Origin of the sequence: Curtobacterium luteum (assembly GCF_014646995.1) — a bacterium.
Taxonomy (GTDB): Bacteria; Actinomycetota; Actinomycetes; order Actinomycetales; family Microbacteriaceae; genus Curtobacterium; species Curtobacterium luteum.
This window is the reverse complement of record NZ_BMOI01000003.1, coordinates 169,589-194,477: the sequence shown is the minus strand read 5'-3', so window position 1 is coordinate 194,477 and position 24,889 is coordinate 169,589. Positions and strand designations below refer to the sequence as shown.

Sequence of the window (24,889 nt, the reverse complement as noted above, 5' to 3'; positions counted from 1 at the left end):
CGGCGGCCTCAGCTGCCGAGGCCGGAGAGCTCCTCGAACTCCTCGTCGGTCAGCTCGATCACCGCGCCCTGCAGGTTGTCCTCGAGGTGGTCGACGCTCGACGTGCCCGGGATCGGGAGCATGACGGGGGAGCGCTTCAGCAGCCAGGCGAGTGCGAGCTGTGCCGGCGTCGCACCCTTGCGCTCGGCGATCTCGGTCAGCGGCGAGTCGTCGCCGGTCAGGCCACCGGTCGCGAGCGGGAACCACGGGATGAAGCCGATGCCCTGCTCCTCGGACCAGTCGAGGAGTTCCTCGGCGTCGCGCTTCTGCAGGTTGTAGAGGTTCTGGACCGTGACGATCGTGGCGTGCTCCTGCGCGGCCTTCACGTCGTCGACCGAGACCTCGGACAGGCCGATGTGGCGGATCTTGCCCTCGTCCTGGAGCTTCTTCAGCTCGCCGATCTGGTCCTCGAGCGGGACCTTCGGGTCGATGCGGTGCAGCTGGAAGAGGTCGATGCGCTCGAGACCGAGGCGGCGGAGGCTCATCTCGGCCTCCTGGCGGAGGTACTCCGGGCGGCCGACCGGCGGCCACTCGTTCGGACCCGTGCGGGTCAGGCCGGCCTTCGTGGCGATGACGATGTCGTCGCCGTACGGGTGCAGGGCCTCGCGGAGCAGTTCCTCGGCGACGTATGGGCCGTAGGAGTCCGCGGTGTCGAAGAAGTCGACGCCGAGGTCGACCGCGCGCTTGAGGACGCGGATCGCTTCGTCGTGGTCCTTCGGCGGTCCCCAGACGCCGGGACCGGTGAGCTGCATCGTGCCGTAACCGAGGCGGTGGACCTCGAGGTCGCCACCGATGCGGAAGGTGCCGGAGGACGCGGCGGGACGGGTGGTGTCGGTACCAGTGGTCATGGCCGCCGTTCTACGCCGTGGACGTGACGCGTCGCTGAGCGGGTGTCCCCCGCCCGCGGTGTCAGTCGGACCTCGGCTTCCGCGGGTACGGCGTCTCGCCGCGTTCGAGTCCGCCGACGAGCTTCGCGATGCGGTTCGCCCGGGCGGTCGGACTCGGTGCGGTGGTCACCCGGTGCAGCACGGCGTAGCGGTTCGTCGCGTCGAGGTCGGCGAACAGCGCGGCGGCGGCCGGTGCGGCGTCGAGCGCTGCCCGGAGGTCGTCCGGCACCGTCGCGGTCGCGGCACCGGCGTAGGCGCGGTCCCACCGGCCGTCGCCCTTCGCCCGGTCGATCTCCGCCTGTCCCCGTGCACGCATCCGGCCCGCGGCGACGAGTTCCGCGACGAGGCCGATGTTCCGCTGGGACCACAGCGAGGCACGGCGTCGGGGCGTGAACCGCTGTCGGAACGTCGTCGCGTCGCGCCCCCGCTTCTGCCCGTCGATCCAGCCGGAGCAGAGCGCTTCGTCGAGTGCCTGGTCGTAGGTCAGGGACGTCGGCTCGGTGGTGCCCTTCTTCGCGAGGACCAGCCACACGCCGTCGGGGTCGCCCTCGTGCGCGTCGAGCCAGGTCCGCCACGCTGCGGCATCGGGCAGGACGAGGTCCTCGGTGTCCATGCGGCGATCGTAGGCCCGGGCACCGACCGGCGGTGGTGTCGACGGACCCGGGGCGGGGTGGCCTCAGACCCAGTGCGGCTGCGACAGGAGTCCGTCCGGGTCGGCCTGCTCGGCGATCCGGTGCAGGCGGGACGTGTTCACGCCGAAGTAGTCGGACGGGTCGGTGATCGCCGCGTCGCAGTAGTTCGCGTACGCGGCGCTCCCCCACGCCGGCGTCATCGCCTCCCGGAAGGCCCGGACGTAGGCGTCGAAGGGCGCCGGGTCGGAACCGTCCGCGAACACCGCCGTGTACTGCACCGTCATGAGCGCCGAGCGCCACGGGAACGCGGAGTCCGTGCGACCGACCCGGGCGACCGCACCGCCGAGGGCGTCGAGCGAGACGCCGCCCTCGAGGTTGCCGGACACGTCCCCCGCTGCCCCGGCGTGCTGCACGAGGACGTCGATCTGCGCATCCGTGAGCTTCGTCGTCCCGATCGACGACGTCGCCGCCTCCGACACCCGCTGGGGCTTCCCGGCCAGTGTCGACATGGCGGTGCCGTACGACATCTGCTCGGCGGTGTGGCGGGTCGGCCGTGCACCGGTCGCCGCGACGAACCCGTCGACCGAGGCGTCGGCGCCGGTCTTCGAGCCGGTCCACACCCCCGTCACGGTGATCGACGGCGTGGTGTGCCGCGATCCGTTCAGGAGCTTGAGCGTCGACCAGAGCTCGTCGTCGGCCGTCGGCGCCCAGTCCTGCCACGCCCGGACGACGGCAGCGGCAGCCGACCACGGGAACGCGAGTTCGAAGAGCAGGACGCCGGGAGCCGCCCGGGTGCGGAAGGTCATCGAGGTCACGACGCCGACCGTGCCGCCGCCACCGCCGCGACAGGCCCAGAACAGGTCGGGTTCGGCGGTCGCGGAGACGTCGTGCGCCGTGCCGTCCGGGGTGATGACCCGCACGCCGCTCAGCTGGTCGCAGGTCAGGCCGAACGACCGCGCGAGCACCCCGACACCGCCGCCGAGCGTCAGGCCGCCGACCCCGACCGTCGGGCAGGACCCTGCTCCGATCGCCCGCCCCTGCGCGGCGAGGGTCGCGTAGACGTTCGCCAGACGGGCACCGGGCCCGATCGTCGCCGTGCCGTCGGCGTGCACCTCGATGCCGTCGAGGTCTTGCGTGCTGATCACGAGGGACCGCGGCACGTCGGTCCCCGGGGCGCCGCCGGCGGACCACCCCGTGTAGGAGTGCCCGCCCGCGCGGAGGGCGACGGGGGTGCGGGTGTTCCGGGCGAAGGCGAGTCCGGCCTGCACGTCGGCGTCGCTCGTGGCGCGCAGGATGCCGCGGGGGTCGGCATCGTCCCACCGGGGGTTCTCGAGCACCCGGGCGCTGTCCCACCCCTGGGACCCCGGACGCAGGAGCCGTCCCGACACCGCCGCGGCGAGGGCCTGCCACGATGCCGGGCCGCCGGGCGTCGGACTCGCGGTCGGCCCCGCGCTCGCGGTCGCGCCGTTCCCGGTCGGACTGCCGGTCGGGCTCCCGCTCGGCTTCGGCGTCCCGCCCGTGCAGACCGCCAGGAGGCCCGCGAGCCCGAGGCCGACACCACCCCCGAGCAGCGCGCGCCGACTCGTCCGCGCGGGCACCCGTCCGGACCGGAGTTCCGGACGCTCCGCTCCCCCGTCAGTCGTCATCGGTCCTGTCTACGCCGTCCCGGTGCCGTGTCGGACCCGTCGTCATCGTGCGGTGCTGCTGATCCGCACAGCGTCCGCCCACACGCGCACCCAGTCCGGCACGGTGAGGTCCCGCGGCGGCGCACCCGTCAGCGCGAGGAGCTCGGCCGGGGTCACGTGCCCGCCGTCCCGGTGCAGGAACCGCGCCTGGACGACCGCGCGGGCGATCACCGCGTCGCGCCGGACGAACGTCTGCTCCATGTAGACCGACCGCTCGTCCATCGCGAGGACCCGGGTGCGCAGGACGAACCGCTGCCCGAGCGTCAACGACCGCTTGTAGGTGATCGTCTGCGCCGCCACGACGGCGTACCAGCCGCGGTCGGTCGCCGCCTGCCAGAACCCGGAGCGCGCCAGGAGGTCGTACCGACCGAGGTCGAGCAGCGACAGGTACTTGCCGTTGTTCACGTGCCGCAGCGGGTCGAGGTCGGTGAGCGCGACCCGGAACGGCGTCCGTGCCTCGTCCCAGAGCGACGTCCAGCGGCCGGTGCGTCGCCGGGCCGTCCGGGTGCGCAGGGTGAGCAGGAGCAGCCGGAAGTACAGGTTCACGGACCGATCCCACCAGCTGCGGGTCGAACGGTGCGACCGCGTTGGAGGAACCGCACCACGGCATTCCCACCTGGGCGGGTCCCGACAGTGCCTCCCTCCAAACGACCACGGGCGAGTAGACCGGGAGCATGCAGACACGCAAGCTCGCAGACCTCGAGGTCGGATCGCTCGGCCTCGGCACCATGGGCATGAGCGCCTTCTACTCGGGCGCCGGCTCGGACGACGACGAGTCGATCCGCACGATCCACCGGGCTATCGACCTCGGCGTCACCCTGTTCGACACCGCCGAGGCGTACGGCCCGTACACGAACGAGGAACTCCTCCGCCGCGCCCTCGCCGACCGCCGGGACGACGTCGTCATCGCGACGAAGTTCGGCCTGTACCGCCACGAGGCCGGCGAGGCGACGCCGACCCAGGAGCGCGGCATCAGCTCGGCCCCGGAGTCCGTCCGCGAGGCACTCGAAGGCTCGCTCCGCCGGCTCGGTACCGACCACATCGACCTCTACTACCAGCACCGCGTCGACCCGGCCGTCCCGATCGAGGACGTCGTCGGGCAGCTCGCCGGGTTCGTCGAGGAGGGCAAGATCCGCCACATCGGGCTCTCCGAGGCGTCCGCGGCGACGATCCGCAAGGCCCACGCCGTGCACCCGATCACCGCGCTCCAGAGCGAGTACTCGCTGTGGACCCGCGACCCCGAAGGCGAGGTCCTCGACACCCTCCGCGAGCTCGGCATCGGCCTCGTGCCGTACTCGCCGCTCGGCCGCGGCTTCCTGACCGGTGCGATCACGAAGCCCTCCGACCTGGACGACGACGACTTCCGCCGCGCCAACCCGCGGTTCGCCGAGGAGGCCTTCGCGCAGAACATGCGGATCGTCGACTCCGTCAAGGAGATCGCGGACGAGGTCGGCGGCACCCCGGCACAGGTCGCGCTCGCGTGGCTCCTGGCGCAGGGCGACGACATCGTCCCGATCCCGGGCACGAAGCGCGTCTCGCGCCTCGAGGAGAACGTCGGTGCGACCTCGCTGACGCTGTCGGCCGACCAGCTCGACCGCCTCTCGTCGCTCCCCGTCCCGACCGGCGACCGGTACCCGGACATGTCCTCGATCGGTCGCTGACGCGCGTCGCCGACCACGGGTCGCCGACGCGACCGTCATCGGACTGGAGGCACGGTGCGGGCCCGCACCGTGCCTCCAGTCCGTCCGGTGGGAGCGCCGGGCCTAGACCTCCGCGGCGAACGACGCGGCGCGGAGCTGCAGGTCCTCGATCCGCTGGAGTCGTGCGGCCTCGACGTCGTACCCCTCGTAGGCGGGCGGTGGCAGCTTCCGGACGTTCCGCGAGCACTGGAAGTCCTGGCAGACGAGCGTGCCGACGGTGTTCCCGTTCCGGCCCGCCTTCCCGGACCGCTTGGCGCTGTAGAACACGACGTCGTTCGGCAGCTTGACGTCCTGGCACCACGAGCACTGCGCGCGGTTCCGGGGCGACGCCTCGGCCTGCCGGAACAGGATCCCGACGAACTCGCCGTCGAGGGTGGGCACGACGGCGTAGGCGCGGCGCCCGATCTTTCGGGTCGCGCCAGCCGAGGAAGTCGAGTGCGTCCCACTCGAGGGTCTCGAAGCCGTCGGGCAGGGTGATGTCGCTGGTCTCCTTGCGGGAGGCGTTGACGAAGGACGTGCGGAGGGTCTTCTCGCTGATGGGCAGCATGGTGTGTCGCTCTCGACAGGGGCCCGGGGCACGCGGACGCGCGCCGCACCGGGCGGAGGTGGTCAGGGGTCGGTGACGGCGGCCGCACTGCACGGTGCGACCGGGGGCGTCACGCCCTGATGCCGGCGCTCTGCGCGCCGACCACCTCCTGGAAGCTCACCGTCCCAGCCTACGACGACGTGTCAAGCCGGGCGTGTCGCGCGGAGCAGCACGAGCGAGCCGTCGTACGACGGTCGCACCCGGAGCGATCCGTGGCGCCGGTCCCACTCCCCCGACTCGAGCGCCTCGCGCAGCGCCGAGACCGATCGCCGCGCGGTCATCTCGTCGACGAGGCCCCAAGCCGGGTCGGCCTGCCGGACGGCGGGGTCGAGAAGTCGCTCCGGCCGGGCGTAGTACGCCTCGGAGAAGCCGTCGACGCACGTGAACGGGATCGGCACGCGGGTCGTCTCGACCGCTCCGCCGATGGGCGCTCCGCCGAGGGCCTCGGCGACGCGGTCGACCGAGGGGTGGCGCCGGGCCTCGGCGGCGACGACCTCGGGTGCGTACTCGGCGAGCCAGGAGTCCCGCAGGCGTCCGGGGTCGCGGGTGAGGACGACCACCGGTCCCCGGGCGACCCGCCGCAGCTCGGCCAGCCCGCGGTCGAGGTCGGGGAGGTCTGGCAGCGTGAAGGTCGTCAGTGCGGCGTCGAAGGACACGTCGGGGAACGGCAGGTGCCCGGCGGTCGGGTCGGCCGTCGTCACCTCGCGGTCGGTGGGGGCGTAGGACACCGGTCCGACGCCGAGGTCGAGCACGGTGCGGGCGTCCCCGAGGGCGGTCGCGACAGCGCGGGCGAAGGAGGGCTCGACTCGGCGGTACGACACGGTCCCAGCCTACGGACGGCCGGCTCCGTGAGGGCCTCGGTGCGGACGTCGATGTCGGGCGACGTGTCCGTCGTCGTGCGACAGCGGCGGCGTCGTCCTGGAACGGCAGCGGCGCGCCCACCACCCCGCCGGCTACACCGCGGCGGACCGCTCCGAACGCTCCGTGGCCGCCCAGGTGCCGAGGAGCGCCAGGTTCCGCTCCGACTCGCTCGCGGGCTCGGTGCCGTAGCTGAACATCGTCAGCCCCGGGTCGGCCACGAGGTCGAGCGCCTCGTACGTCAGGTCGAGCGTGCCGACGACGGGGTGGTGGATGCGCTTCCGACCGGTGCGGTGCGACCGGACGTCGTGCGCCGCCCACCACGTGCGGAACTCCTCGCTCCGCGTCGAGAGCTCCCCCACGAGCGTCACGAGTCCCGGCTCGCACGGGTTCGCCACGGCGGCGGCGCGCAGGACCGCGACGGCCTCGCGGGCGGTCTGGGCCCAGTCCGGGTAGAACTCCAGCGCTGCGGGGTCGAGGAACGTGAACCGCGCGGTGTTCACCGGACGTCCGGGCCCGGCGAACATCGGCGAGTAGAGCGCCCGCCCGAGCTCGTTCGTCGCGACGACGTCGCCGCGTTCGTTCCGCACCCAGGCCGGCGCGCCGGTGATCGCGTCGAGGAGCTGCTGGACGCCGGGTCGGACACGCGTCGGGACGTTCCGGTGCATCGTCTTGACGCCGGCGTTCGCCAGCCGGGCGAGGTCCCACAGGTGCGTGCGCTCGTCGTCGTCGAGCCGGAGTGCCGCGGCGAGGCCGTCGAGCACGCTGTCGGAGACCCCCTTGAGGGTGCCCCGCTCGAGCCGCGTGTAGTAGTCGACGCTCACGCCGGCGAGCATCGCGACCTCGTGCCGACGGAGCCCGGGGACCCGACGCACGCCGCCGCCGAACGAGGGCATGCCGACCTGGTCCGGGGTCAGCCGGGCCCGTCGTGAGGACAGGAAGTCCTGGATCTCCTTGCGCACGTCGATACCCATGGGGCCAGGCTACGTGGCGATGCCGGTACCGGGACAGGTACCGGCAGTGCCTGCTCGGGTGCCGGGCGGGCTCGGACGGACGGGAGGCCCGTGGCGGCGCCGCCACGGGCCTCCGGGCCGCTGCCGGTCGCGCCTAGTGCGCGCGCTCCCGCGCGGCGATGCGCACCCGCGCCACGCGGTGCCCGTCCATCTCGGTGACCTCGATCGCCCAGTCGTCGAGTTCGACGACGTCGCCGACCTCCGGGACACGGTCGAGGTGCACCTGCACGAGCCCGCCGACGGTCTCGTAGTCGCCGTCCGGCAGTACCGGGCCGCCGTCGGCCGCGAGGTCCTCGAGCACGAGCGACCCGTCGACCCCGTCCGTGCCGGCGGTGTTGGGCGCGTCGTACTCGTCGCGGATGCGCCCGACGAGGTCCTCGAGCAGCGCCTCGAGCGTCACCATCCCCGCGCTGCCGCCGTACTCGTCCACGACGAGGGCGATCTGGTGGCCCTCGGTGCGCATCTCGGCGATCGCCGCGGACAGCGACTTCGTCTCGGGCATCGCGAGGACCGGACGGACCAGGCTCGACACCGGGGCGTCGGGGGCCGATGGACGGAGCAGGTCGCGGAGGTGGACGAAGCCCGTCACGTCGTCGCGCGAGCCCGAGGTCACGAGGTACCGGGTGTGTCCGGCGTCGATCGCGTGCGCCGTCGCCTGCTCGACCGTCAGCCCGGCGTCCATCGTCGACACGTCGTACCAGGGCCGCATCGACTCGCGGAGGGTGCGGTCGCCGGCGTCGAGCGCGCTCCTGGCGATCTGCCGCCCCTGCGCGTCGATGGCGTCGTGCTCGGCGACGAGGTCACGGAGCTCCTCGGTGCTCATCGACTCGCTGCGGGCGTCCGGATCGCCGCCGAGCAGCCGGACGATCGCGTTCGTGGTGCTCGAGAGGACCCAGATGACCGGTCGCATCAGCGTCGCGAACCGGTCGAGCGGCGGGGCGACCAGCATCGCGAAGCCCTCGGCGCGCTGCAGGGCGAGTCGCTTCGGCACGAGTTCGCCGAACACGAGGGACAGGTACGCGATCACGAGGGTGAGCAGCACGAGCGCGATCGCCTCGGCGGCACCGCGGTCGAGTCCGAGCCCTTGCAGGAGCGGGGCGATGTCCGGGGCGATCGACGACGCACCGTAGGCGGCCGAGAAGAACCCGGCGACGGTCACGCCGATCTGGACGGCGGAGAGGAAGCGGTTCGGGTCGCGGCTCAGCCGGGCGACCCGCTCACCGCGGGGTCCGCGCCGCTCGAGTTGCTGCAGCTGGGACTCGCGGAGCGAGACGAGGGCGATCTCGGCAGCGGCGAACACACCGCCGACGAGCACGAAGAGGATGACGAGCCCGAAGGCGATCCAGGTGTCGGCGCCCATCAGCGGGTGGTCCGCTCAGGTCGGGGCGGAACCGGTCGCGTTCGGGCGCTGGGCCTGTGACAGTCGTCCATGGCTGTGAGCCTGCACAGGTGTTCTGGGAGGCCACCCCGTGGTGCCTGCGGAGGCGCTGTGGATCGGCTGCCTAGGCGGTGATCGGGCGACCGAGCCGGGCTTCGAGCCAGGCCTCGGGGTCGATCGGCGTCACGCCGTCGAGCAGTACCTCGAGGTGCAGGTGTGCGCCCGTGGAGACGCCCGAGTTGCCGACCTGACCGATGAACTCGCCCGCCTCGACGGTGTCGCCGACCTGCAGCGGTGCCGATCCCGGGATCATGTGGCCGTACAGCGTGGCGACCTTGCGACCGTCGATCACGTGGTCGATCACCACCGCGGTGCCGTAGCTGAAGTACGGGCCGGCGACGCGGACCGTGCCCGCGGCGATGGCGCCGATGGGGGTGCCGAGCCCGGGCGTGAAGTCGAGGCCCTCGTGCAGGGACGAGCAGGCGCCGCACGGAGCCGCCCGGTACCCGAAGCCGGAGCTCATCTGCACCGGACCCGGGAAGGGTGAACGGATCGCGCCCCCGAACGAGACCGAGCCGCTCGCGGTGGCCTGCTCCTTCGTCGTCGATCCGCCACCGATCGTGAAGCCGTCGCGCGCGGGGTCGGCGAGGGCGGCGATCTGCGTGACGGAGTAGTCCTGCCCGCTCACGTCCGGGGCCAGCGTCGTGACGGGGCCGGTCCCGCCGGACGTCGCGTGGGCGGGCGTCGCGGAGGCCGCGAAGAGGACGAAGGCCGCGAGGGCGCTGGTCATCGTGACGCGGCTGGCGCGGTTGGCGGCCCGGAGGGGGTTCACGCGCTCGCGGAGCGGGGTGCGGGCGGCACGGACCGGGCGGGCTGCACGGACCGGGCGGGCTGCGCGGACCGGACGAGGAGCGCGCGCCGCGATCGTCGTCGCCGAGGCCGCGATGCGTGCAGTGTCACGGTCGGTCCGGCGGGGTTGCTTGCGGGCCGCAGCGCGCTCGGCCTCGAGGGCTGCGCGGCGCGACAGGTGCACGACCGGGGTCTCCGGGTGCTGGTCTGGGTGCGGTGCAGTCGTCATGGCCGCCCACCATTCTGCACGACTCTGTTCGTTTGTACAGACCCCAGTGTGATCATTTCGTTACCGGATGCACCGCGACGGCGCGGGCTCCCGTCTCGGTCGGTACTGTCCGAGGAGAGCGACCGGAAGGACCCGACCCATGGCCCGAACGCCGCGCGAACGCCACGAGCCGATCGACCTGCGCTCCGCCGAGGTCGTGCTCGCCGGCACGCAGGAACTGCTGCCCGTGCTGCGCGCCGCGGCGGTCCGTGCCGGTGTGGACGCCATGCGGATGCGCGTGGTCGGGGTCGACGACCTCCCGGACCCGACCGAGACCGGCGACGCCGAACTGGCCGTCATCGCGATCCGCCGCCCCGGTGACGACCCCGCGTTCCACCGGGCGCACGAAGCGGCCGAGCTGATCGACCCCCTCATGGCGCCGCACGCGGTCCGGATCGTCGTCACGGTGTCGGGTGTGACCCGACTCGCACCGAAGATCGAGCGGACGCTGACCTCCGAGGTGCTGCACCAGATCGGCGCCGCGGCGGCCCCGACCGGGCGGAACCGACCCTTCCGCAACCTGCGCATGCGGCTCGGGCTCGCAGCGCTGAAGACCGCGGGCGTCCGCGTCTTCCGCATCGCGATCGGGCACTGAGGGCGCTCCGGCCGCCCGTGCGTCACTCCCGGTCGGACGGCGTGCTGTGGACGGCGGACGCGTCCACCCGGTGCTGTGCCGGAGCGGCGTGCGCGACGGCCGCGACGCTCCCGACCGCGAGCACGAGGGCGAGGGCACCCGCGGCGCAGGCGGTCCCCATCCGACGCAGGCGCGACCGGGCCCCGCGCTGGCGGGGTGCGAACCGGGCGAGCCCCCGCGCCGGCTCCGGGCCGACGAGCCACGGACCCGATCCGTCGACGTCGTACGAGAAGGGCCCGGAGCCGTCGGGGGCGTAGCGGTACGGCCCGCTGCCGTCCACCGCGTAGACGGAGCGGAGGTCCTCGGCGGTCCACCCGAAGTCCTCGGGGGTCTGTCGTCGTGTCGTCATGGCCTGCTCCTCCCACCGCGGCCTGGGGAGCCGCGGGAGACCAGTCCACGCGTGCCGTCCATGAGACGGCGGTGTGCCTCCAGAGCGTCCCAGGTGCGTTCGCTGGGAGGTGACCCGACAAGGTGTCTTGACGTCGAGACATCTCGCGCCAGCGAGTAGCGTGGGGCCTACCGACGGCATGAACAAGGGAGCACCCGCCAGCATGGCCAAGATCATCTACACGCTCACGGACGAGGCGCCGTTCCTGGCGACCCACTCCTTCCTCCCGATCATCCAGGCCTTCGCCGGCACCGCCGGTGTCGACGTGGAGACCCGCGACATCTCGCTCTCCGGCCGGATCATCGCGCAGTTCCCGGAGCGGCTCACCGACGAGCAGCGCCTGGACGACGCGCTCACCGAACTCGGCGAGCTCGCGAAGACCCCCGAGGCGAACATCATCAAGCTGCCGAACATCTCGGCATCGATCCCGCAGCTCAAGGCGGCGATCGCGGAACTGCGGTCGCAGGGCTACGACCTGCCCGCCTACCCGGACGAGCCCACGACCGACGAGGAGCGCGACGTCCGCGCACGCTACGACCGCGTCAAGGGCAGTGCGGTGAACCCCGTGCTCCGCGAGGGCAACTCGGACCGCCGCGCGCCGCTCTCGGTGAAGAACTACGCCAAGAAGCACCCGCACCGCATGGGTGCCTGGAGCCACGACTCGAAGACGAACGTCGTGACGATGGGCAAGGACGACTTCCGGTCGAACGAGCAGTCCTGGATCGCCCCCGCGGACGACACCCTGACCATCGAGTTCGTGGCGGCCGACGGCGACACCACGGTGCTCAAGCAGTCGATCCCCGTCCTGCAGGGCGAGGTCGTCGACGGCACCGTCCTGCACGTCCGCGCGCTCGAGGTCTTCCTGAAGGACCAGATCGCCGCCGCGCAGGAGCAGGGCGTCCTGTTCTCCGTGCACCTCAAGGCCACGATGATGAAGGTCTCCGACCCGATCATCTTCGGCCACGTCATCCGCGCGTTCTTCCCGACCGTGTTCGAGCGGTTCGGCGCCGACCTCGCCGCCGCCGGGCTCAACCCGAACGACGGTCTCGGCTCGGTCCTCGCCGGACTCGACGCCGTGCCGAACGGTGCGGAGATCAAGCGGGCCTTCGACGAGGGACTCGACGCGGGCCCCGAGCTCGCGATGGTCGACTCCGACAAGGGCATCACGAACCTGCACGTCCCGAGCGACGTCATCGTCGACGCGTCGATGCCGGCGATGATCCGCACCTCCGGCCACATGTGGGGCCCGGACGGCGAGGAGCACGACACCCTCGCGGTGATCCCGGACTCGAGCTACGCCGGCATCTACCAGACCGTGATCGAGGACTGCCGCGCGAACGGCGCCTTCGACCCGGCCACGATGGGCTCCGTGCCGAACGTCGGCCTCATGGCGCAGAAGGCCGAGGAGTACGGCTCGCACGACAAGACCTTCGAGGTGCCCGGGGCCGGCCGTGTCCGCGTCGTGACGAGCGGCGGCGAGACCGTCATCGAGCACGAGGTCGAGGCCGGCGACATCTGGCGTGCCTGCCAGACCAAGGACGTGGCGATCCGCGACTGGGTGAAGCTCGCCGTGACCCGCGCCCGCGCCTCGGCGACGCCGGCGGTGTTCTGGCTCGACGAGACCCGTGCGCACGACGCCAACCTGATCGGCCTGGTCCGCACGTACCTCGCCGAGCACGACACCGACGGGCTGCAGATCGAGATCGAGTCGCCCGAGGACGCCATGGCCTTCTCGCTCGAGCGCATCCGCCGTGGCGAGGACACCATCTCGGTCACCGGCAACGTGCTCCGCGACTACCTCACGGACCTGTTCCCCATCATGGAGCTCGGCACCTCGGCGAAGATGCTCTCCGTGGTCCCGCTCCTCGGCGGCGGCGGCCTGTTCGAGACCGGTGCGGGCGGCTCGGCCCCGAAGCACGTGCAGCAGCTCGTCGCGGAGAACTACCTGCGGTGGGACTCCCTCGGCGAGTTCCTCGCCCTGGCGGTGTCGTTCGAGCACCTCGGGGGCGCGACGGGCAACCAGCGCGCGAAGATCCTCGGCGAGACGCTCGACCGCGCCACCGGGACCTTCCTCGACGAGAACAAGTCCCCGGGCCGCAAGCTCGGCTCGATCGACAACCGCGGCAGCCACTACTACCTCGCGAAGTACTGGGCCGAGGAGCTCGCGTCGCAGACCGAGGACGCGGAGCTCGCGGCGGCGTTCGCGGACGTCGCCGCGTCGCTCGGATCGCACGAGCAGGTCATCGTCGAGGAGCTGAACGGTGTGCAGGGGCACCCGGCGGACATCGGCGGGTACTACCGTCCGGACGACGCCAAGACCGGCGCGGTGATGCGCCCGTCCGGCACGCTGAACGGGATCCTGGCCGCGCTGTAGGCGCGACCCCCTGACGGACGGGAGGCCCAATGCCAGCTGGCACCGGGCCTCTCGTCCGTCCCGTGGGCGCGCTGGCACGGGCGCGCGCGTCGGCGACACGCGAGGCGATGTGCGGCGGTAGGTCGTGTGCTGTCGCAATGCACGTCCGGATCCGACATCTTGTGACCACCTGCGGGTGGTGAGCGGGGTGTCGTGACCGACCTGCCCGACCCGCCCGATCTGCCCGGCCCGACCGACCCGCCCGGCCCGCGCGACCCGCCCGGCCCGCCCGGCCCGTGCAACCGACCCCTCCGACCGGACGGGGAGGGACCGAGGCTGCTCCGCGTCAGCTCCGCGTCGGCACGGGCGGCCCGACCACGAGCAGCCCGGAGAACACGAGCGCGACCGCCACGACGCCGATCGCGATCGAGAGCACCGGCCGCCGCACCACGAAGAACAGCAGGCGGTCCCAGAAGCCTGCGCGGCCCTCGGCCGAACGGCGCCATCCGCCGTCGAGCATCCCGCGCCGTGCGACCGCGACCTCGAACGGCACCGTGGCGTAGGGCACGACGGCACTCGCCCACCCGAGCACGAGCGCGCCGACCGACCACCGCTGGTTGACCGCGACCACCGTGGTCACGACGAGGTACGCCAGGAACACGAAGCCGTGCACGCCGCCGCCGATCCGGACGCCCCAGTCGCCGGCGTCGAGGGCGTACTTCAGCACCATCCCGGCGATGAGGAGGGTCCAGGTCACGAGCTCGGCGACCGCGGCGGCGCGGAACAGGGATCGGGGCGTCATGCCGACATGGTGACGCACCGTTCCCGACAGAACCCCGACACGCCGCCGGTCGTATCGATTCGACCCGCGCTCCGACTAGCGTTGACCGCATGTCGACGACGACACCAACGGACACCACGCCACCCCTGCGCGTCGGGGTGATCGGCCTCGGCTTCGCCGGCACCACGCACCTCGACGCCTACACCGCGCTGCCCGGGGTCGAGGTCATCGCCCTCGCCGGCCAGGAGACCGATCGGCTGCACGAGCTCGCCGACTCCCGAGGCGTACCGAACCGGTACGCGGACTGGCAGGACCTCGTCGCCCGCGACGACCTCGACATCGTGTCGATCGGCGTCCCGAACGCCCTGCACCACCCGATCGCGGTGGCGGCGCTCGAGTCCGGCAAGCACGTCTTCTGCGAGAAGCCGCTCGCCACGACGGGCGACCAGGCGCAGGAGATGGTCGACGCCGCCGTGCGGAACGACCGCGTGCTCGAGGTCGCGTACAACCACCGCCGACGCGCCGACGTGCAGTTCCTCAGCGACCACCTCGCGCAGCGCGACGCCGACGGCAACGGCCCGCTCGGGCACGTCTACCACGCACGTGCGAGCTGGCTGCGACGAGCCGGGATCCCCGGCATCCGGAGCTGGTTCGCGAACAAGGAGACCGCGGGCGGCGGTCCGCTCATCGACCTCGGCTCGCACGTGCTCGACATCGCCCTGCACCTGCTCGGGGAACCGCGCGTCGTGACCGCGAGCGCCGTGGCCTACGACGAGCTCGGCAGCGCCGGTCGGGGCGGGAGCGACCGCGACCCGGTGTCCGCCGCCACCGGGCGCCCGTTCGACGTCGAGGACTTCGCGAACGCACTGCTCCGGTTCGAGGACGGATCGAGCCTGCAGCTCCAGGCGAGCTGGGCCAGCTACTCGAAGGACGTCGAGGACATCGAGGTCGAGCTGCTCGGTTCGATCGGTGGTGCCCGCCTGTTCGTCCGTGACTACGCCACCGAGGGCACCGTGACGCTGTACTCCGACGAGCAGGGCGTGCCGACGGTCACCCGGCCGGGTGTGCGCGTCCCCGCCGGACACCACCAGCGCGTCATCGAGGAGTTCCTCACCGCGGTCCGCTCCGGTGACCACGCGGGGCACCACGGAGAGTTCGCACTGCACCGCAGCCGTGTCGTCGACGCGATCTACGCGTCCGCTGCTGCGGGTCGAGAGATGGAGGTCGTCGCATGAGCGAGGTCGCACCCAGGATCGTCGTCTGGAACGAGAACGTGCACGAGAGCCGCGGCGACGCGACGGTCATCGGGCACTACCCGGACGGCATGCACGCCGTGATCGCGGCGGCGCTACACGAACTCCTGCCCGGCGCCGAGGTCGGCACCGCGACCCTGCAGGAGCCCGAGCACGGCCTGACCGCGGAACGCCTGGCGCAGACGGACGTGCTGTTCTGGTGGGGGCACGCCGCCCACGACGAGGTCGCCGACGAGGTCGTGGAGCGCGTGGTCGACGCCGTGCACGCGGGCATGGGCCTCGTGGTGCTGCACTCCGGTCACTACTCGAAGCCGTTCAAGCGCCTGATGGGCACGACGTGCTCGCTCAAGTGGCGCAACGACGGGCAGGACCGTGAACTCGTCTGGGCGATCGCCCCGGACCACCCGATCGCGCAGGGCGTCCCGCACCCGATCGTCATCGACCAGCAGGAGATGTACGGCGAGTTCTTCGACATCCCGCGCGCCGACGAGGAGGTCTTCCTCTCGACCTTCACGGGCGGCGAGGTCTTCCGTTCCGGTGTCGCGTACCGCCGGGGCCTCGGGCGGGTGTTCTACTTCTCGCCCGGCGACCAGGAGTACCCGGTGTACCACCACCCGGACGTGCAACGGGTCCTCGCGAACGCCGCGCAGTGGGCGGCGCCGGTGTCCGAACGCCGTGAGCTGACCGCTGACCCCAACCCTCGGGGATGGTTCACCACGGACGGTGCGGGTACACAGGGGGTGTGACCCAGCACGACCCCGCGCACCTCGACCCCGCGCACCTCGACCCCGCGCACCTCGACCCCGCAGCCCGGCGCTCCGCCGTCGTCGAGGCGCTCGGGGTGCTCGGCAGCGGCCCCGAGGAGCGGTTCGACCGGATCACCCGGATGGCGCAGGAGGCCTTCGGGGTCCCGCTGACCTTCCTCAACCTCGTGCACCAGGACGTCGTGACCACGCAGTCGACCTTCGGCTGGCAGCAGGGCACGAGCGTCCCGGCCGAGGAGCAGTTCTGCGCGACGACGGTCCTGACGCCGGAGCCGATGGTCATCGCGGACACGACGCTCGACCCGCGCTTCGCCACGACGGCCGCGGTCGCCGAGCACGGGGTCCGCTTCTACGCGGGCGCCCCGCTCACGATGCTCGACGGCACCCGGGTCGGCACGCTCTGCATCATGGACGCCCAGCCGCGCACGTTCAGTCCCGAGGACGTCGCCCTGCTGCAGGACCTCGCGCACTGGGCGGAGCGCGAGCTCGGCCAGGCCGTCGACCGGCGTCGTGTCCGTCGGGTCCTGGACGGCCTGGCTCCCGAGCCCCCCGTCGCGCCCGGCGTCGTCGTCGAGTCGGTCGTCGTGCAGCCGGACACCGGGGGTGGCGACGTGGTCGACCACCGGACGGCCGCTGACGGCGCGGTGCACCTGACGGTCGGCACCGTGTCCGCCGGCCGCGCCTCGGCGCTGCTCGCCTCCACCGTCCGCGGCGCCGTGGCGGCACGGACGGACCAGCCGCTCGACGCGGCGGTCGCCGGCCTGGAGGCGCAACTCGCCCCCGATCTGTCGGTCGCCGGCGCGGTCGCCACGCTCGCACACGCGCGGCTCGACCCCGGGTCGGGTCGCGTCGACCTCGTCGACCTCGGGCACGGTCTGGCGGCCGTGGTGCGGGACGACGGCCGGGTCGAGGAGCTCCGGTCCCCCGGCCTCCCGGTCGCGCTGCAGCCCTCCGGCTCCTCCCGCCGTCCGGTGACCGCGGAGCTCGCGGCCGGGGACGTCCTCGTGCTGTGCTCGGACGGGGCCGTCGCGCTCGCGGGAGTCGAGGACCTGGCACACCTCGCCCGGGTCGTCGCGGCCGAGGGCGTCGGGGCCGTGCGCGACCTGCTGCCCGACGACGACCCCACGGCCGCGGTCGCCGTCACCACGGCACGACGGACCTGAGCCGCCGCGCACCGGCCGCATCCCGCCGCCCCGGGAAGGCGCCGGCCGAGTCGGCGCGGGTCAGGTCCGCACGGGTCAGGGCCGCACGGGTCAGGGCCGCACGGGTCAGCGTCGCATGGGTCAGCGCCCGCCGCGGCGGTCGGTCGCGCCGGCCGGTCCGGTGAGCGACACGACGAGGAGCGTGGCGAGCATGCCGACACCCGCGAGCTCGATGCCGAGCCCCAGCAGCATCCAGTACGCGCTGCCGACGACCTGGGGCTGCGTGACGGCGTCCGGCCACCAGGAGTCGATGAGGGGGAAGGTGCTCGGGAACGGGTCGAGTCCGAACACCACGAGGCCCCCGAGCAGCAGGGCGATCCCGACTCCCGCCATCGCGGCCCGCGAACGCCGGAGCATCCGGGCGACCAGGGCGGCGGCGACCGCGGCGAGTCCGACGACGGCGACGAGGAACGCCGTCACGACGACGGCCTGCGGCGCCAGCGCGAACCAGTCGAGGACGGCCACGGGCAGCAGCAGCCACGAGCCCGTCCGGGCCAGGAGCGCCGGGTTCGTCCACGCCTGCATGCCGACGACGCTAGGGCACCCGCGCTGGACGGCGCCCGGAGGTCCGCTGTGACCCGGCCGGACAGCCCCGGATCGGTAGCATCGCCTCGGAGGTCGTGCATGGCAGAGGACGGACGCTCCCGGCAGCGGCGCGCCGTCGCGACCCGGGCGGCCATCATCGAGGGTGCCGCGAAGGAGTTCGACGAGCGCGGCTACTTCGGCGCCTCGATGGACGGGGTCGCCGAGCGAGCCGGCGTGACCAAGGGGGCGCTCTACTTCCACTTCACGTCGAAGGCCGACCTCGCCGCCGCGGTGGTCGCCCGGCAGCACGAGGTGTCCCGTGCCTACGCCGAGGTCGCGCACGCCCGCGGCCGCACCCCGCTCGAGTCGATGATGTGGATGTCGCAGGGCCTCGCGGTCCAGATGACCACGGAGACGGTCGTCAGCGCGGGCATCCGGCTCTCCACCGAACCCGCGGGCAACGGCATCGACCGGCAGGACCCGTACACCGACTGGATGCGGATCACGGCAGACCTCTTCCGCGAGGCCATCGCGGTGGGCGAGGTCGACGCCCGCTGGGACCCGGCGCTCATCGGGCGCGTGGTGAGCCCGGCGTACACCGGTGTGCAGACGGTCTCGGACGTCCTCGCCGGTCGGAGCGACCTGTTCGAGCGGCTCCGCGAGCTCTGGACGGTGCTCCTCGCCGCCTTCGTGACCGAGTGCACGCGGCCCGAGATCCCCCGCCTGGTCGCGATCATCGCCCCGGACGCAGCGATCGCCCCGGACGCAGCGGTCGTCGCGGACCCCGACGAACCCGACGGTGACGCGGGTCCCCCCAGGGCCACCCACGTCACCTCGGGATGAGGATACCAACCGGTACGTTCTCGCTCAGGCCCCCGTTCACGGGGACCGAACGGCGTGGCACCGGGGATCGGCGGGGGTAGCCTCGTTCGGTGCCGACCCCCGCCGCCGAGGTGCACGTCGACGTCCCGCTCGTCCGGACGCTGCTCCGTGCCCAGCACCCCGACCTCGCCGCGCTGCCGCTCGAGGTCGCCGCGAACGGCTGGGACAACGTGCTCGTGCGGCTCGGGGACGACCTCGCCGTCCGACTCCCCCGACGGGCCGCGGCAGCCCGGCTCATCGAGCACGAGCAACGATGGCTGCCGGAGATCGCACGTCGCGTCGCGCCGGTGGTCCCCGTCCCCGCCCCGGTCCGCACGGGCGAGCCGGGGCCGGGCTACCCGTGGTCCTGGAGCATCGTCCCCTGGCTCCCCGGCACGGCAGCGGGCACCCGGCCAGGTGGACCCCGGGTCGGCGAGGCGCTCGCCGCCTTCCTCGGACTCCTGCACGCGCCCGCCCCCGCGGACGCGCCCGTGAACCCGGTCCGGGCCGTCCCGCTCGCGGACCGGTCGGAGGCGGTGCTCCACCGGCTCGCGACCTCGGACGTGCCGCGGGCCCGCGAACTCGCTGCTGCCTGGCGGACGGCCGCCGACCTGCCGACGTCCACCGAGCCTCCCGTCTGGGTGCACGGCGACCTGCACCCCTTCAACCTGCTCGTCGAGCCCGGCCCCGACGGTGACCGCCTGTCGGCGGTCGTCGACTTCGGCGACGTGACCGCCGGCGACCGGGCCGTGGACCTCGCGACCGCCTGGTTGACGCTCGACCGGGAGGCCCGCTGCGGCTTCCGGACAGCCCTGGCCGTCGACGACGTGACCTGGGGACGCGCCCGCGGCTGGGCCGTCGCGATCGCGTCCGCCCTGCACCAGACCTCCGACCCGGCGTTCCGCGTAGTCGGCCGTCGTGCGATCGACGCGTTGCTCGACGACTGAGGGCTGTTGCGCTGCCCGCACCCGGAGTTACCCTGACCCCCACACATCCGTGCACGTGAAGATCGGAGGGGCCTGATGACCCTCGAGTTCCGCGTCCAGCACGACGTCGCCACCGACGCCTCCCCCGTCCCCAGCCCACCCGCACGCCGAGGACTCCGCGGCCTGCTCGACCGCTACGCCGAACACCGCGCAGTCGTCCGGACCCGCCGGGCCGAGGCCCGCATCGAGGAACTGCGCGACCTCGAACAGCTCCTCTCCGGCGCCCGGGACGTCATCGAACGGGGCTGGATCCAGCACGCCTGGTTCGCCTACCTCGACGACCACGGGCGCATGCGCAAGGCCTCGAGTGCGTCCGCCGTCGGCGTGCAGGGTCGCCCGCTCGTGGGCGCCTGCCTCGTCGGCTCGGTCGTCTACGCCGCCGGTGGTCCCGCCGCGGTGCACTCGCAGCGGGTCCAGCGCGCCCTCGACCTCGTCTGGAACGCGCTCGCCGTCGAGGAGGGCTCGCCGGTCCTGTGGTGCCCGGCCCCGGACGTCCGGATGGCGCGGGTCCGCGACCTGACGAGTTGGAACGACCAGGCCGCCCGCACCGCCGCGGACGTCTCGGGCCTGCTCCTCACCGCCGAGCGCGTGGCCGTCCAGGAGTCCGCGCGCGTGCAGGAGCGCAGCACGGCACGATCGAGGGCATGAACGACGACGTCCCCGACACCGTCCCCGAGGTCCGCCCCGCGGCCCCGGGGACGGCCGTCGCCGACCGCGCGGTGACCGGCTCCGAGAAGGAGACCCCGCACCGGTACCTCCGCAAGCACCGGGCCGCCCTGCTCGCCAAGGTCGAGGGACTCGCCGAGCGCCAGGCACGGTGGCCGCTCACCCCGACGGGCACGAACCTCCTCGGGCTGGTGAAGCACGTCGCCGGGGTCCAGGCCGGCTACTTCGGCGAGGTGTTCGGCCGTCCGCTGCCGGACGCGCCGGCCTGGCTGGAATCGTGGGAGGGCGACGACATGTTCGCCGGTCCGGACGAGACCATGGCCGACGTCATCGCGTTCCACCACCGGAGCGCTGCCCACGCGGACGCGACGATCGAGGCACTCGACATCGACGCCCGCGGCACCGTGCCGTGGTGGCCCGAGGACCGCCGGTCGGTATCGCTCCACCAGGTGCTCGTGCACATGGGGTACGAGGTCGCGCGGCACGCGGGGCACGCCGACATCGTCCGCGAGATGCTCGACGGCACCGCGGGTGACGGCGACGGCAACCTCGCCGAGAAGACCCCGGCTGAGTGGGTCGCGTGGCGCGAACACCTGGTCGAGGTCGCCGAACGGGCAGGACTGCGCGACCTGAGCGCATAGCCGACCACTGCTCGGTATCGTTACCGATCTCCCAGGGTCGGTCGGGATCACACGGTCTGACCTGGGGTTTTCGTTACGCGTCGGGCGCTGGATACGCCCGTACCGAACATTTGCAGATGTACAAGAAGCGATGTGCTGCGTAGCTTGGTCGGCGTTCGTGCCCCATCCGGTGGGTACTTCGGCCGACCAGGGAGGAGCGCCCACCCGTGTTCCAGTACGTCGTGGAGCGATGGGACCAGATCTGGTTCTCCTCGTGGCAGCACTTCTCACTGGTGGTCCAGTGCGTCGTCCTCGCCACCGTCATCGCCGTGGTGCTCGCCGCACTCGTCTACCGCATCCCCGGCCTCCGTGCCGCCGCGAACGAGGTGTCGACCGTCGGGTTGACGCTGCCCTCGTTCGCCGTCATCGGCCTGCTGCTCGTGCCGCTCGGCTTCGGCGTCGTGCCGTCCGTCGTCACGGTCACGTTCTTCGCGGCACTGCCGATCCTGCGCAACGCGGTCGTCGGGCTGGGGGAGATCCCCGACACCGTCGTCGAGTCCGCCCGGGGCATCGGCATGGGCCGGTTCCGGACACTCGTGCAGGTCGAGCTGCCGATGGCGTGGCCGATCATCCTCACCGGCGTGCGGGTGTCGGCGCAGATGGTGATGGGCGTCGCCGCGGTGGCCGCGTACGCGCTCGGCCCCGGCCTCGGCGGCTTCATCTTCTCCGGCCTCTCCCGTCTCGGCGGCGCGAACGCCCTGAACTCCGTGGTCGTGGGCACCGTGGGCGTGGTCCTGCTCGCCCTGGTCCTCGACCTCCTGCTCCTCGGCCTCGGCCGCCTGACCATCTCGCGAGGAATCCGTGTCCAGCACTGAACGCACCAGCACCGACAAGGCCGGCACCGCCCAGCACGGCACCGGCACCGGCCAGCACGGCGCCACCGTCGACCCGGCCGTCACCGGCCGCGGCATCCTGCTCGACGAGGTCACGAAGCGCTACCCGGGCCAGGCGAAGCCCGCGGTCGACGGCATCACGCTCGAGATCCCGGCAGGCAAGGTCGTCATGCTCGTCGGCCCGTCGGGCTGCGGCAAGACCACCACGCTCAAGATGATCAACCGCCTGATCGAGCCCACCGAGGGACGCATCGTCGTCGGTGAGGACGACGTCACGAACATCGACGGCGACGAACTGCGCCGCCGCATGGGCTACGTGATCCAGGCCGGGGGACTCTTCCCGCACATGACGGTCGCGGCGAACATCGCGATCGTGCCGAAGATGCTCGGCTGGTCCAAGGAGAAGATCGCCGCGCGCGTCGACGAGCTGCTCGACCTCGTCTCGCTCGACCCCGACACCTACCGCGACCGCTACCCGCGTGAGCTGTCGGGCGGCCAGCAGCAGCGCGTCGGCGTGGCCCGGGCGCTCGCCGCCGACCCGCCCGTCCTGCTGATGGACGAGCCGTTCGGCGCGGTCGACCCGATCACCCGGCAGCGGTTGCAGGACGAGCTCCTCCGCATCCAGGAGGAGCTGCACAAGACGATCGTCATCGTCACGCACGACTTCGACGAGGCCGTGAAGCTCGGCGACTGGATCGTCGTGTTCTCCGAGGGCGCCCACATCGTGCAGTACGACACCCCGGAGCGCATCCTCGCCGAGCCCGCGAACGAGTTCGTGGAGAACTTCATCGGCTCGGGCGCCGGCCTCAAGCAGCTCACGCTGAACCGGGTGCGCGACGTCGAGGTCGAGTCGGCCGTGACCTGCTCGCCCGGAGAAGAGGCGAAGGCCGTCCTGCAGCGGATGCGCGAAGCCGGCGGTCACGGGCACGCGGTGGTCGTGGACCGTCGCCAGCGGCCGATCGGCTGGCCGACCCGACGCCAGCTCGAGCGGCTCGAGCGGATCCCCGAGGGCATCGACCCCGACCTGCCCGTGGTGGGCGAGGCCGCGACCCTGAACGACGCGCTCGACACCATGCTCGTGTCGAGCGCCGGTGCCGCCATCGTCACCGGCCGCCGGGATGCGTTCCGCGGGGTCATCACCGTCGAGACCGTGATGGACGCCATCACGAAGTCGCGCGCCGCCGCGGCCGAGGAGCAGGCGTACACCCCGGTCGGCACGAACACGAACCCGATCGAGACGCTGCCGTCCGCGCCGGCACCGGCCGCCGACACGGAGCGCGCCGATGACTGACGTCGTCGCAGCCGGCACCGACCGCCCCACGCGCGTCTCGTGGCGCGGGCTCGTCGTGCAGCCGGTCGTCATCCTCCTGGTCCTCGTGGCGTTCGTCGTCTGGCTGAACACCGCGGACCTCACGCCGACCGAGCGCACCACGCTCAACCCGGCGGACATCCTCGCCCTGACCGGGCAGCACCTGTACCTGACGCTCGCGTCGACGGTCATCGTGCTCGTCATCGGCATCCCCCTCGGCGTGCTCCTGACCCGCGGGCCGTTCCGTCGGGCGAGCGGTGCGATCCTCGCCGTCGCGAACGTGGGGCAGGCAGCCCCGGCCGTCGGCCTCGTGGTGCTGCTCGCGGCGTGGCTCGGCTTCAACTCCTGGGCGGCGATCGTCGCCCTCGTCCTCTACGCGATCCTGCCCGTGCTCCGGAACACGATCATCGGCATCGAGAGCGTCGACCAGCGGCTCGTCGAGGCAGGTCGGGGCATGGGCATGAGCGCCGCGTCCGTCCTGTTCAAGGTCGAACTGCCGCTCGCGGTCCCGGTCATGCTCGCCGGCATCCGCACCGCCCTCGTGCTGCTCGTCGGCTCCGCGGCCCTCGCCACCTTCATCGGTGCCGGCGGCCTCGGACTGCTCATCACGACCGGCGTGAACCTCTTCCTGCCGAAGGTGCTCGTGTCCGGGGCGCTCCTCATCGCCCTCCTCGCGCTGTCCATCGACTGGGTGGGCCGGATCGTCGAGACCGTCGCACGACCGAAGGGACTCCGATGAAGCGCCGCTCCGTCGCCGCCGCCGTCCTCGCGGGGGCATCCGCCCTCGCCCTCACCGGCTGCGGTCTCCAACCCGCCGCGTCGTTCGTGCCCGCCGCCGGGCCCGGCACGATCGAGCGCATCGACGACCTGCCCGAGGGCGCCCACATCACGGTGACGTCGAAGAACTTCACCGAGCAGCTCGTGCTCGGGAAGATCGCGGTGCTCGCCGCGAAGGCCGCCGGGTTCGACGTCACCGACGAGACGAACGTGCCGGGCAGTGTCGCCGTCCGCCAGCTCATGACCGGGCACCAGGCCGACATGACCTACGAGTACACCGGCACCGCGTGGCTGACGTACATGGGACACGAGGCCGGGATCCCGGACAAGCAGGAGCAGTACGAGGCCGTCCGGAAGGAGGACGCCGACAACGGACTGACCTGGCTGCCGCCCGCTCCGATGAACAACACGTACGCGTTCGCCGTGCGCGAGGAGGCCGTGGAGGAGCTCGGCGGGATCACGAAGCTCTCGCAGATCGCCGACCTGCCGGCCGACCAGCGGACGTTCTGCGTCGAGTCCGAGTTCAACTCGCGTGCCGACGGCTTCAAGCCCATGCTCAAGAAGTACGACCTGCAGGTCGGCGGCTCCGGGGAGTCCGCGATCCCGGCCGGGAACGTCGACATCCTCGACACCGGCACGGTCTACACCGCCACCGACCGCGGCAAGTGCAACTTCGGCGAGGTCTTCACGACCGACGGCCGCATCAAGTCGCTCGGCCTGCAGGTGCTCGAGGACGACCGCGGGTTCTTCCCGGCGTACAACGTCGCGCCCGTGCTCTCCACGGAGACGCTCGAGGAGTACCCGCAGCTCGAGGACGTCTACGACCAGATCTCCCCGAAGCTCACCGACGCGGTCCTGCAGGAGCTCAATCGTCAGGTGGACGTCGAGGGCCGCGAGCCCGCGGACGTCGCCTTCGACTGGATGACGAAGGAAGGGTTCATCAGCAAGGGCTGACGCGACCAGGAGACGGACTGGAGGCACG

The 24,889-nt window shown here is 72.6% G+C and carries 25 protein-coding genes and 1 pseudogene; 14 read left to right on the top strand and 12 right to left on the bottom strand.

Features of this window, described 5'->3' with window-relative positions:
• Window positions 1-8: 8 nt before the first annotated feature.
• The 4 genes from IEY20_RS05645 to IEY20_RS05630 all read right to left on the bottom strand — a co-directional run bounded on the left by IEY20_RS05645 (window position 9) and on the right by IEY20_RS05630 (window position 3,789).
• A complete protein-coding gene (locus tag IEY20_RS05645; protein WP_175328370.1) occupies window positions 9-887 on the bottom strand; it encodes an aldo/keto reductase in 879 nt (292 codons plus the stop codon).
• A gap of 61 nt (window positions 888-948) precedes the next feature.
• Entirely contained in the window at window positions 949-1,539 is a 591-nt protein-coding gene (locus tag IEY20_RS05640) for a YdeI/OmpD-associated family protein (RefSeq protein ID WP_175328369.1), read from the bottom strand.
• Window positions 1,540-1,602: 63 nt separating this feature from the next.
• Entirely contained in the window at window positions 1,603-3,204 is a 1,602-nt protein-coding gene (locus tag IEY20_RS05635) for an FAD-binding oxidoreductase (protein WP_175328368.1), read from the bottom strand.
• Between the two features lie 42 nt (window positions 3,205-3,246).
• The gene (locus tag IEY20_RS05630) at window positions 3,247-3,789 is read right to left on the bottom strand and encodes an acyl-CoA thioesterase (RefSeq protein WP_175328367.1); all 543 of its coding nucleotides are present in this window, start codon (window positions 3,787-3,789) and stop codon (window positions 3,247-3,249) included.
• 128 nt (window positions 3,790-3,917) lie between these two features.
• Between IEY20_RS05630 and IEY20_RS05625 the strand changes: the two genes are divergently transcribed.
• Window positions 3,918-4,904 (top strand): aldo/keto reductase, encoded by a 987-nt coding sequence (locus IEY20_RS05625; RefSeq protein WP_022903807.1) that lies wholly within the window; start codon window positions 3,918-3,920, stop codon window positions 4,902-4,904.
• A 102-nt stretch (window positions 4,905-5,006) separates the two neighbouring features.
• Here IEY20_RS05625 and IEY20_RS05620 read toward each other — a convergent pair.
• From IEY20_RS05620 to IEY20_RS05600, 5 genes and pseudogenes are all read right to left on the bottom strand, one after another.
• Window positions 5,007-5,490 (bottom strand): annotated as a pseudogene (locus IEY20_RS05620) (FBP domain-containing protein).
• 182 nt (window positions 5,491-5,672) lie between these two features.
• Entirely contained in the window at window positions 5,673-6,350 is a 678-nt protein-coding gene (locus IEY20_RS05615; protein ID WP_175328366.1) for a class I SAM-dependent methyltransferase, read from the bottom strand.
• A gap of 132 nt (window positions 6,351-6,482) precedes the next feature.
• On the bottom strand, window positions 6,483-7,361 hold the full coding sequence (locus IEY20_RS05610; protein ID WP_175328365.1) for a helix-turn-helix transcriptional regulator: 879 nt from the start codon (window positions 7,359-7,361) through the stop codon (window positions 6,483-6,485).
• Window positions 7,362-7,494: 133 nt separating this feature from the next.
• A complete protein-coding gene (locus IEY20_RS05605; RefSeq protein WP_175328364.1) occupies window positions 7,495-8,760 on the bottom strand; it encodes a hemolysin family protein in 1,266 nt (421 codons plus the stop codon).
• Window positions 8,761-8,902: 142 nt separating this feature from the next.
• On the bottom strand, window positions 8,903-9,856 hold the full coding sequence (locus tag IEY20_RS05600) for a M23 family metallopeptidase (protein WP_175328363.1): 954 nt from the start codon (window positions 9,854-9,856) through the stop codon (window positions 8,903-8,905).
• A gap of 139 nt (window positions 9,857-9,995) precedes the next feature.
• On the opposite strand from IEY20_RS05600, the gene IEY20_RS05595 reads away from it, so the two are divergent.
• Window positions 9,996-10,490, top strand: a complete 495-nt coding sequence (locus IEY20_RS05595) for a hypothetical protein (protein WP_175328362.1) — start codon at window positions 9,996-9,998, stop codon at window positions 10,488-10,490.
• A 22-nt stretch (window positions 10,491-10,512) separates the two neighbouring features.
• On the opposite strand, the gene IEY20_RS05590 is transcribed toward IEY20_RS05595, so the two are convergent.
• Window positions 10,513-10,878 (bottom strand): hypothetical protein, encoded by a 366-nt coding sequence (locus IEY20_RS05590; RefSeq protein WP_175328361.1) that lies wholly within the window; start codon window positions 10,876-10,878, stop codon window positions 10,513-10,515.
• 202 nt (window positions 10,879-11,080) lie between these two features.
• On the opposite strand from IEY20_RS05590, the gene IEY20_RS05585 reads away from it, so the two are divergent.
• Window positions 11,081-13,291: an NADP-dependent isocitrate dehydrogenase gene (locus IEY20_RS05585; RefSeq protein WP_188888960.1), complete on the top strand. Its 2,211-nt coding sequence runs from the start codon at window positions 11,081-11,083 to the stop codon at window positions 13,289-13,291.
• A gap of 325 nt (window positions 13,292-13,616) precedes the next feature.
• Here IEY20_RS05585 and IEY20_RS05580 read toward each other — a convergent pair whose 3' ends face one another.
• Window positions 13,617-14,072, bottom strand: a complete 456-nt coding sequence (locus tag IEY20_RS05580) for a DUF3817 domain-containing protein (protein ID WP_175328359.1) — start codon at window positions 14,070-14,072, stop codon at window positions 13,617-13,619.
• Window positions 14,073-14,161: 89 nt separating this feature from the next.
• On the opposite strand from IEY20_RS05580, the gene IEY20_RS05575 reads away from it, so the two are divergent.
• The 3 genes from IEY20_RS05575 to IEY20_RS05565 are packed head-to-tail and all read left to right on the top strand — an operon-like array spanning window position 14,162 to window position 17,231.
• Window positions 14,162-15,286 carry a Gfo/Idh/MocA family protein gene (locus tag IEY20_RS05575; protein ID WP_175328358.1) on the top strand — a complete coding sequence of 375 codons (1,125 nt, stop codon included), beginning with the start codon at window positions 14,162-14,164 and terminating at the stop codon, window positions 15,284-15,286.
• Window positions 15,283-16,050 (top strand): ThuA domain-containing protein, encoded by a 768-nt coding sequence (locus tag IEY20_RS05570; protein WP_188888951.1) that lies wholly within the window; start codon window positions 15,283-15,285, stop codon window positions 16,048-16,050. The genes IEY20_RS05575 and IEY20_RS05570 overlap by 4 nt, the downstream gene beginning before the upstream one ends.
• A complete protein-coding gene (locus IEY20_RS05565; RefSeq protein WP_022904703.1) occupies window positions 16,047-17,231 on the top strand; it encodes a GAF domain-containing protein in 1,185 nt (394 codons plus the stop codon). Before IEY20_RS05570 ends, IEY20_RS05565 begins: the two co-directional genes overlap by 4 nt.
• Before the next feature lie 120 nt (window positions 17,232-17,351).
• On the opposite strand, the gene IEY20_RS05560 is transcribed toward IEY20_RS05565, so the two are convergent.
• Window positions 17,352-17,795: a hypothetical protein gene (locus IEY20_RS05560; RefSeq protein ID WP_022904702.1), complete on the bottom strand. Its 444-nt coding sequence runs from the start codon at window positions 17,793-17,795 to the stop codon at window positions 17,352-17,354.
• Window positions 17,796-17,894: 99 nt separating this feature from the next.
• Between IEY20_RS05560 and IEY20_RS05555 the strand changes: the two genes are divergently transcribed.
• The 8 genes from IEY20_RS05555 to IEY20_RS05520 all read left to right on the top strand — a co-directional run bounded on the left by IEY20_RS05555 (window position 17,895) and on the right by IEY20_RS05520 (window position 24,861).
• Window positions 17,895-18,638: a ScbR family autoregulator-binding transcription factor gene (locus IEY20_RS05555; protein ID WP_022904701.1), complete on the top strand. Its 744-nt coding sequence runs from the start codon at window positions 17,895-17,897 to the stop codon at window positions 18,636-18,638.
• Between the two features lie 89 nt (window positions 18,639-18,727).
• A complete protein-coding gene (locus IEY20_RS05550; protein WP_022904700.1) occupies window positions 18,728-19,603 on the top strand; it encodes an aminoglycoside phosphotransferase family protein in 876 nt (291 codons plus the stop codon).
• Between the two features lie 75 nt (window positions 19,604-19,678).
• Window positions 19,679-20,290, top strand: coding sequence for a DUF6197 family protein (locus IEY20_RS05545; RefSeq protein ID WP_022904699.1), 612 nt, complete (start codon window positions 19,679-19,681; stop codon window positions 20,288-20,290).
• On the top strand, window positions 20,287-20,949 hold the full coding sequence (locus tag IEY20_RS05540; RefSeq protein ID WP_175328356.1) for a DinB family protein: 663 nt from the start codon (window positions 20,287-20,289) through the stop codon (window positions 20,947-20,949). The genes IEY20_RS05545 and IEY20_RS05540 overlap by 4 nt, the downstream gene beginning before the upstream one ends.
• Window positions 20,950-21,155: 206 nt before the next feature.
• Window positions 21,156-21,803 (top strand): ABC transporter permease, encoded by a 648-nt coding sequence (locus IEY20_RS05535; RefSeq protein WP_175328355.1) that lies wholly within the window; start codon window positions 21,156-21,158, stop codon window positions 21,801-21,803.
• A 94-nt stretch (window positions 21,804-21,897) separates the two neighbouring features.
• Window positions 21,898-23,112 (top strand): ABC transporter ATP-binding protein, encoded by a 1,215-nt coding sequence (locus IEY20_RS05530; protein WP_042726828.1) that lies wholly within the window; start codon window positions 21,898-21,900, stop codon window positions 23,110-23,112.
• Entirely contained in the window at window positions 23,105-23,869 is a 765-nt protein-coding gene (locus tag IEY20_RS05525) for an ABC transporter permease (protein ID WP_175328354.1), read from the top strand. The genes IEY20_RS05530 and IEY20_RS05525 overlap by 8 nt, the downstream gene beginning before the upstream one ends.
• Window positions 23,866-24,861, top strand: a complete 996-nt coding sequence (locus IEY20_RS05520; protein WP_175328353.1) for a glycine betaine ABC transporter substrate-binding protein — start codon at window positions 23,866-23,868, stop codon at window positions 24,859-24,861. Before IEY20_RS05525 ends, IEY20_RS05520 begins: the two co-directional genes overlap by 4 nt.
• The last annotated feature ends 28 nt before the right edge of the window (window positions 24,862-24,889 follow it).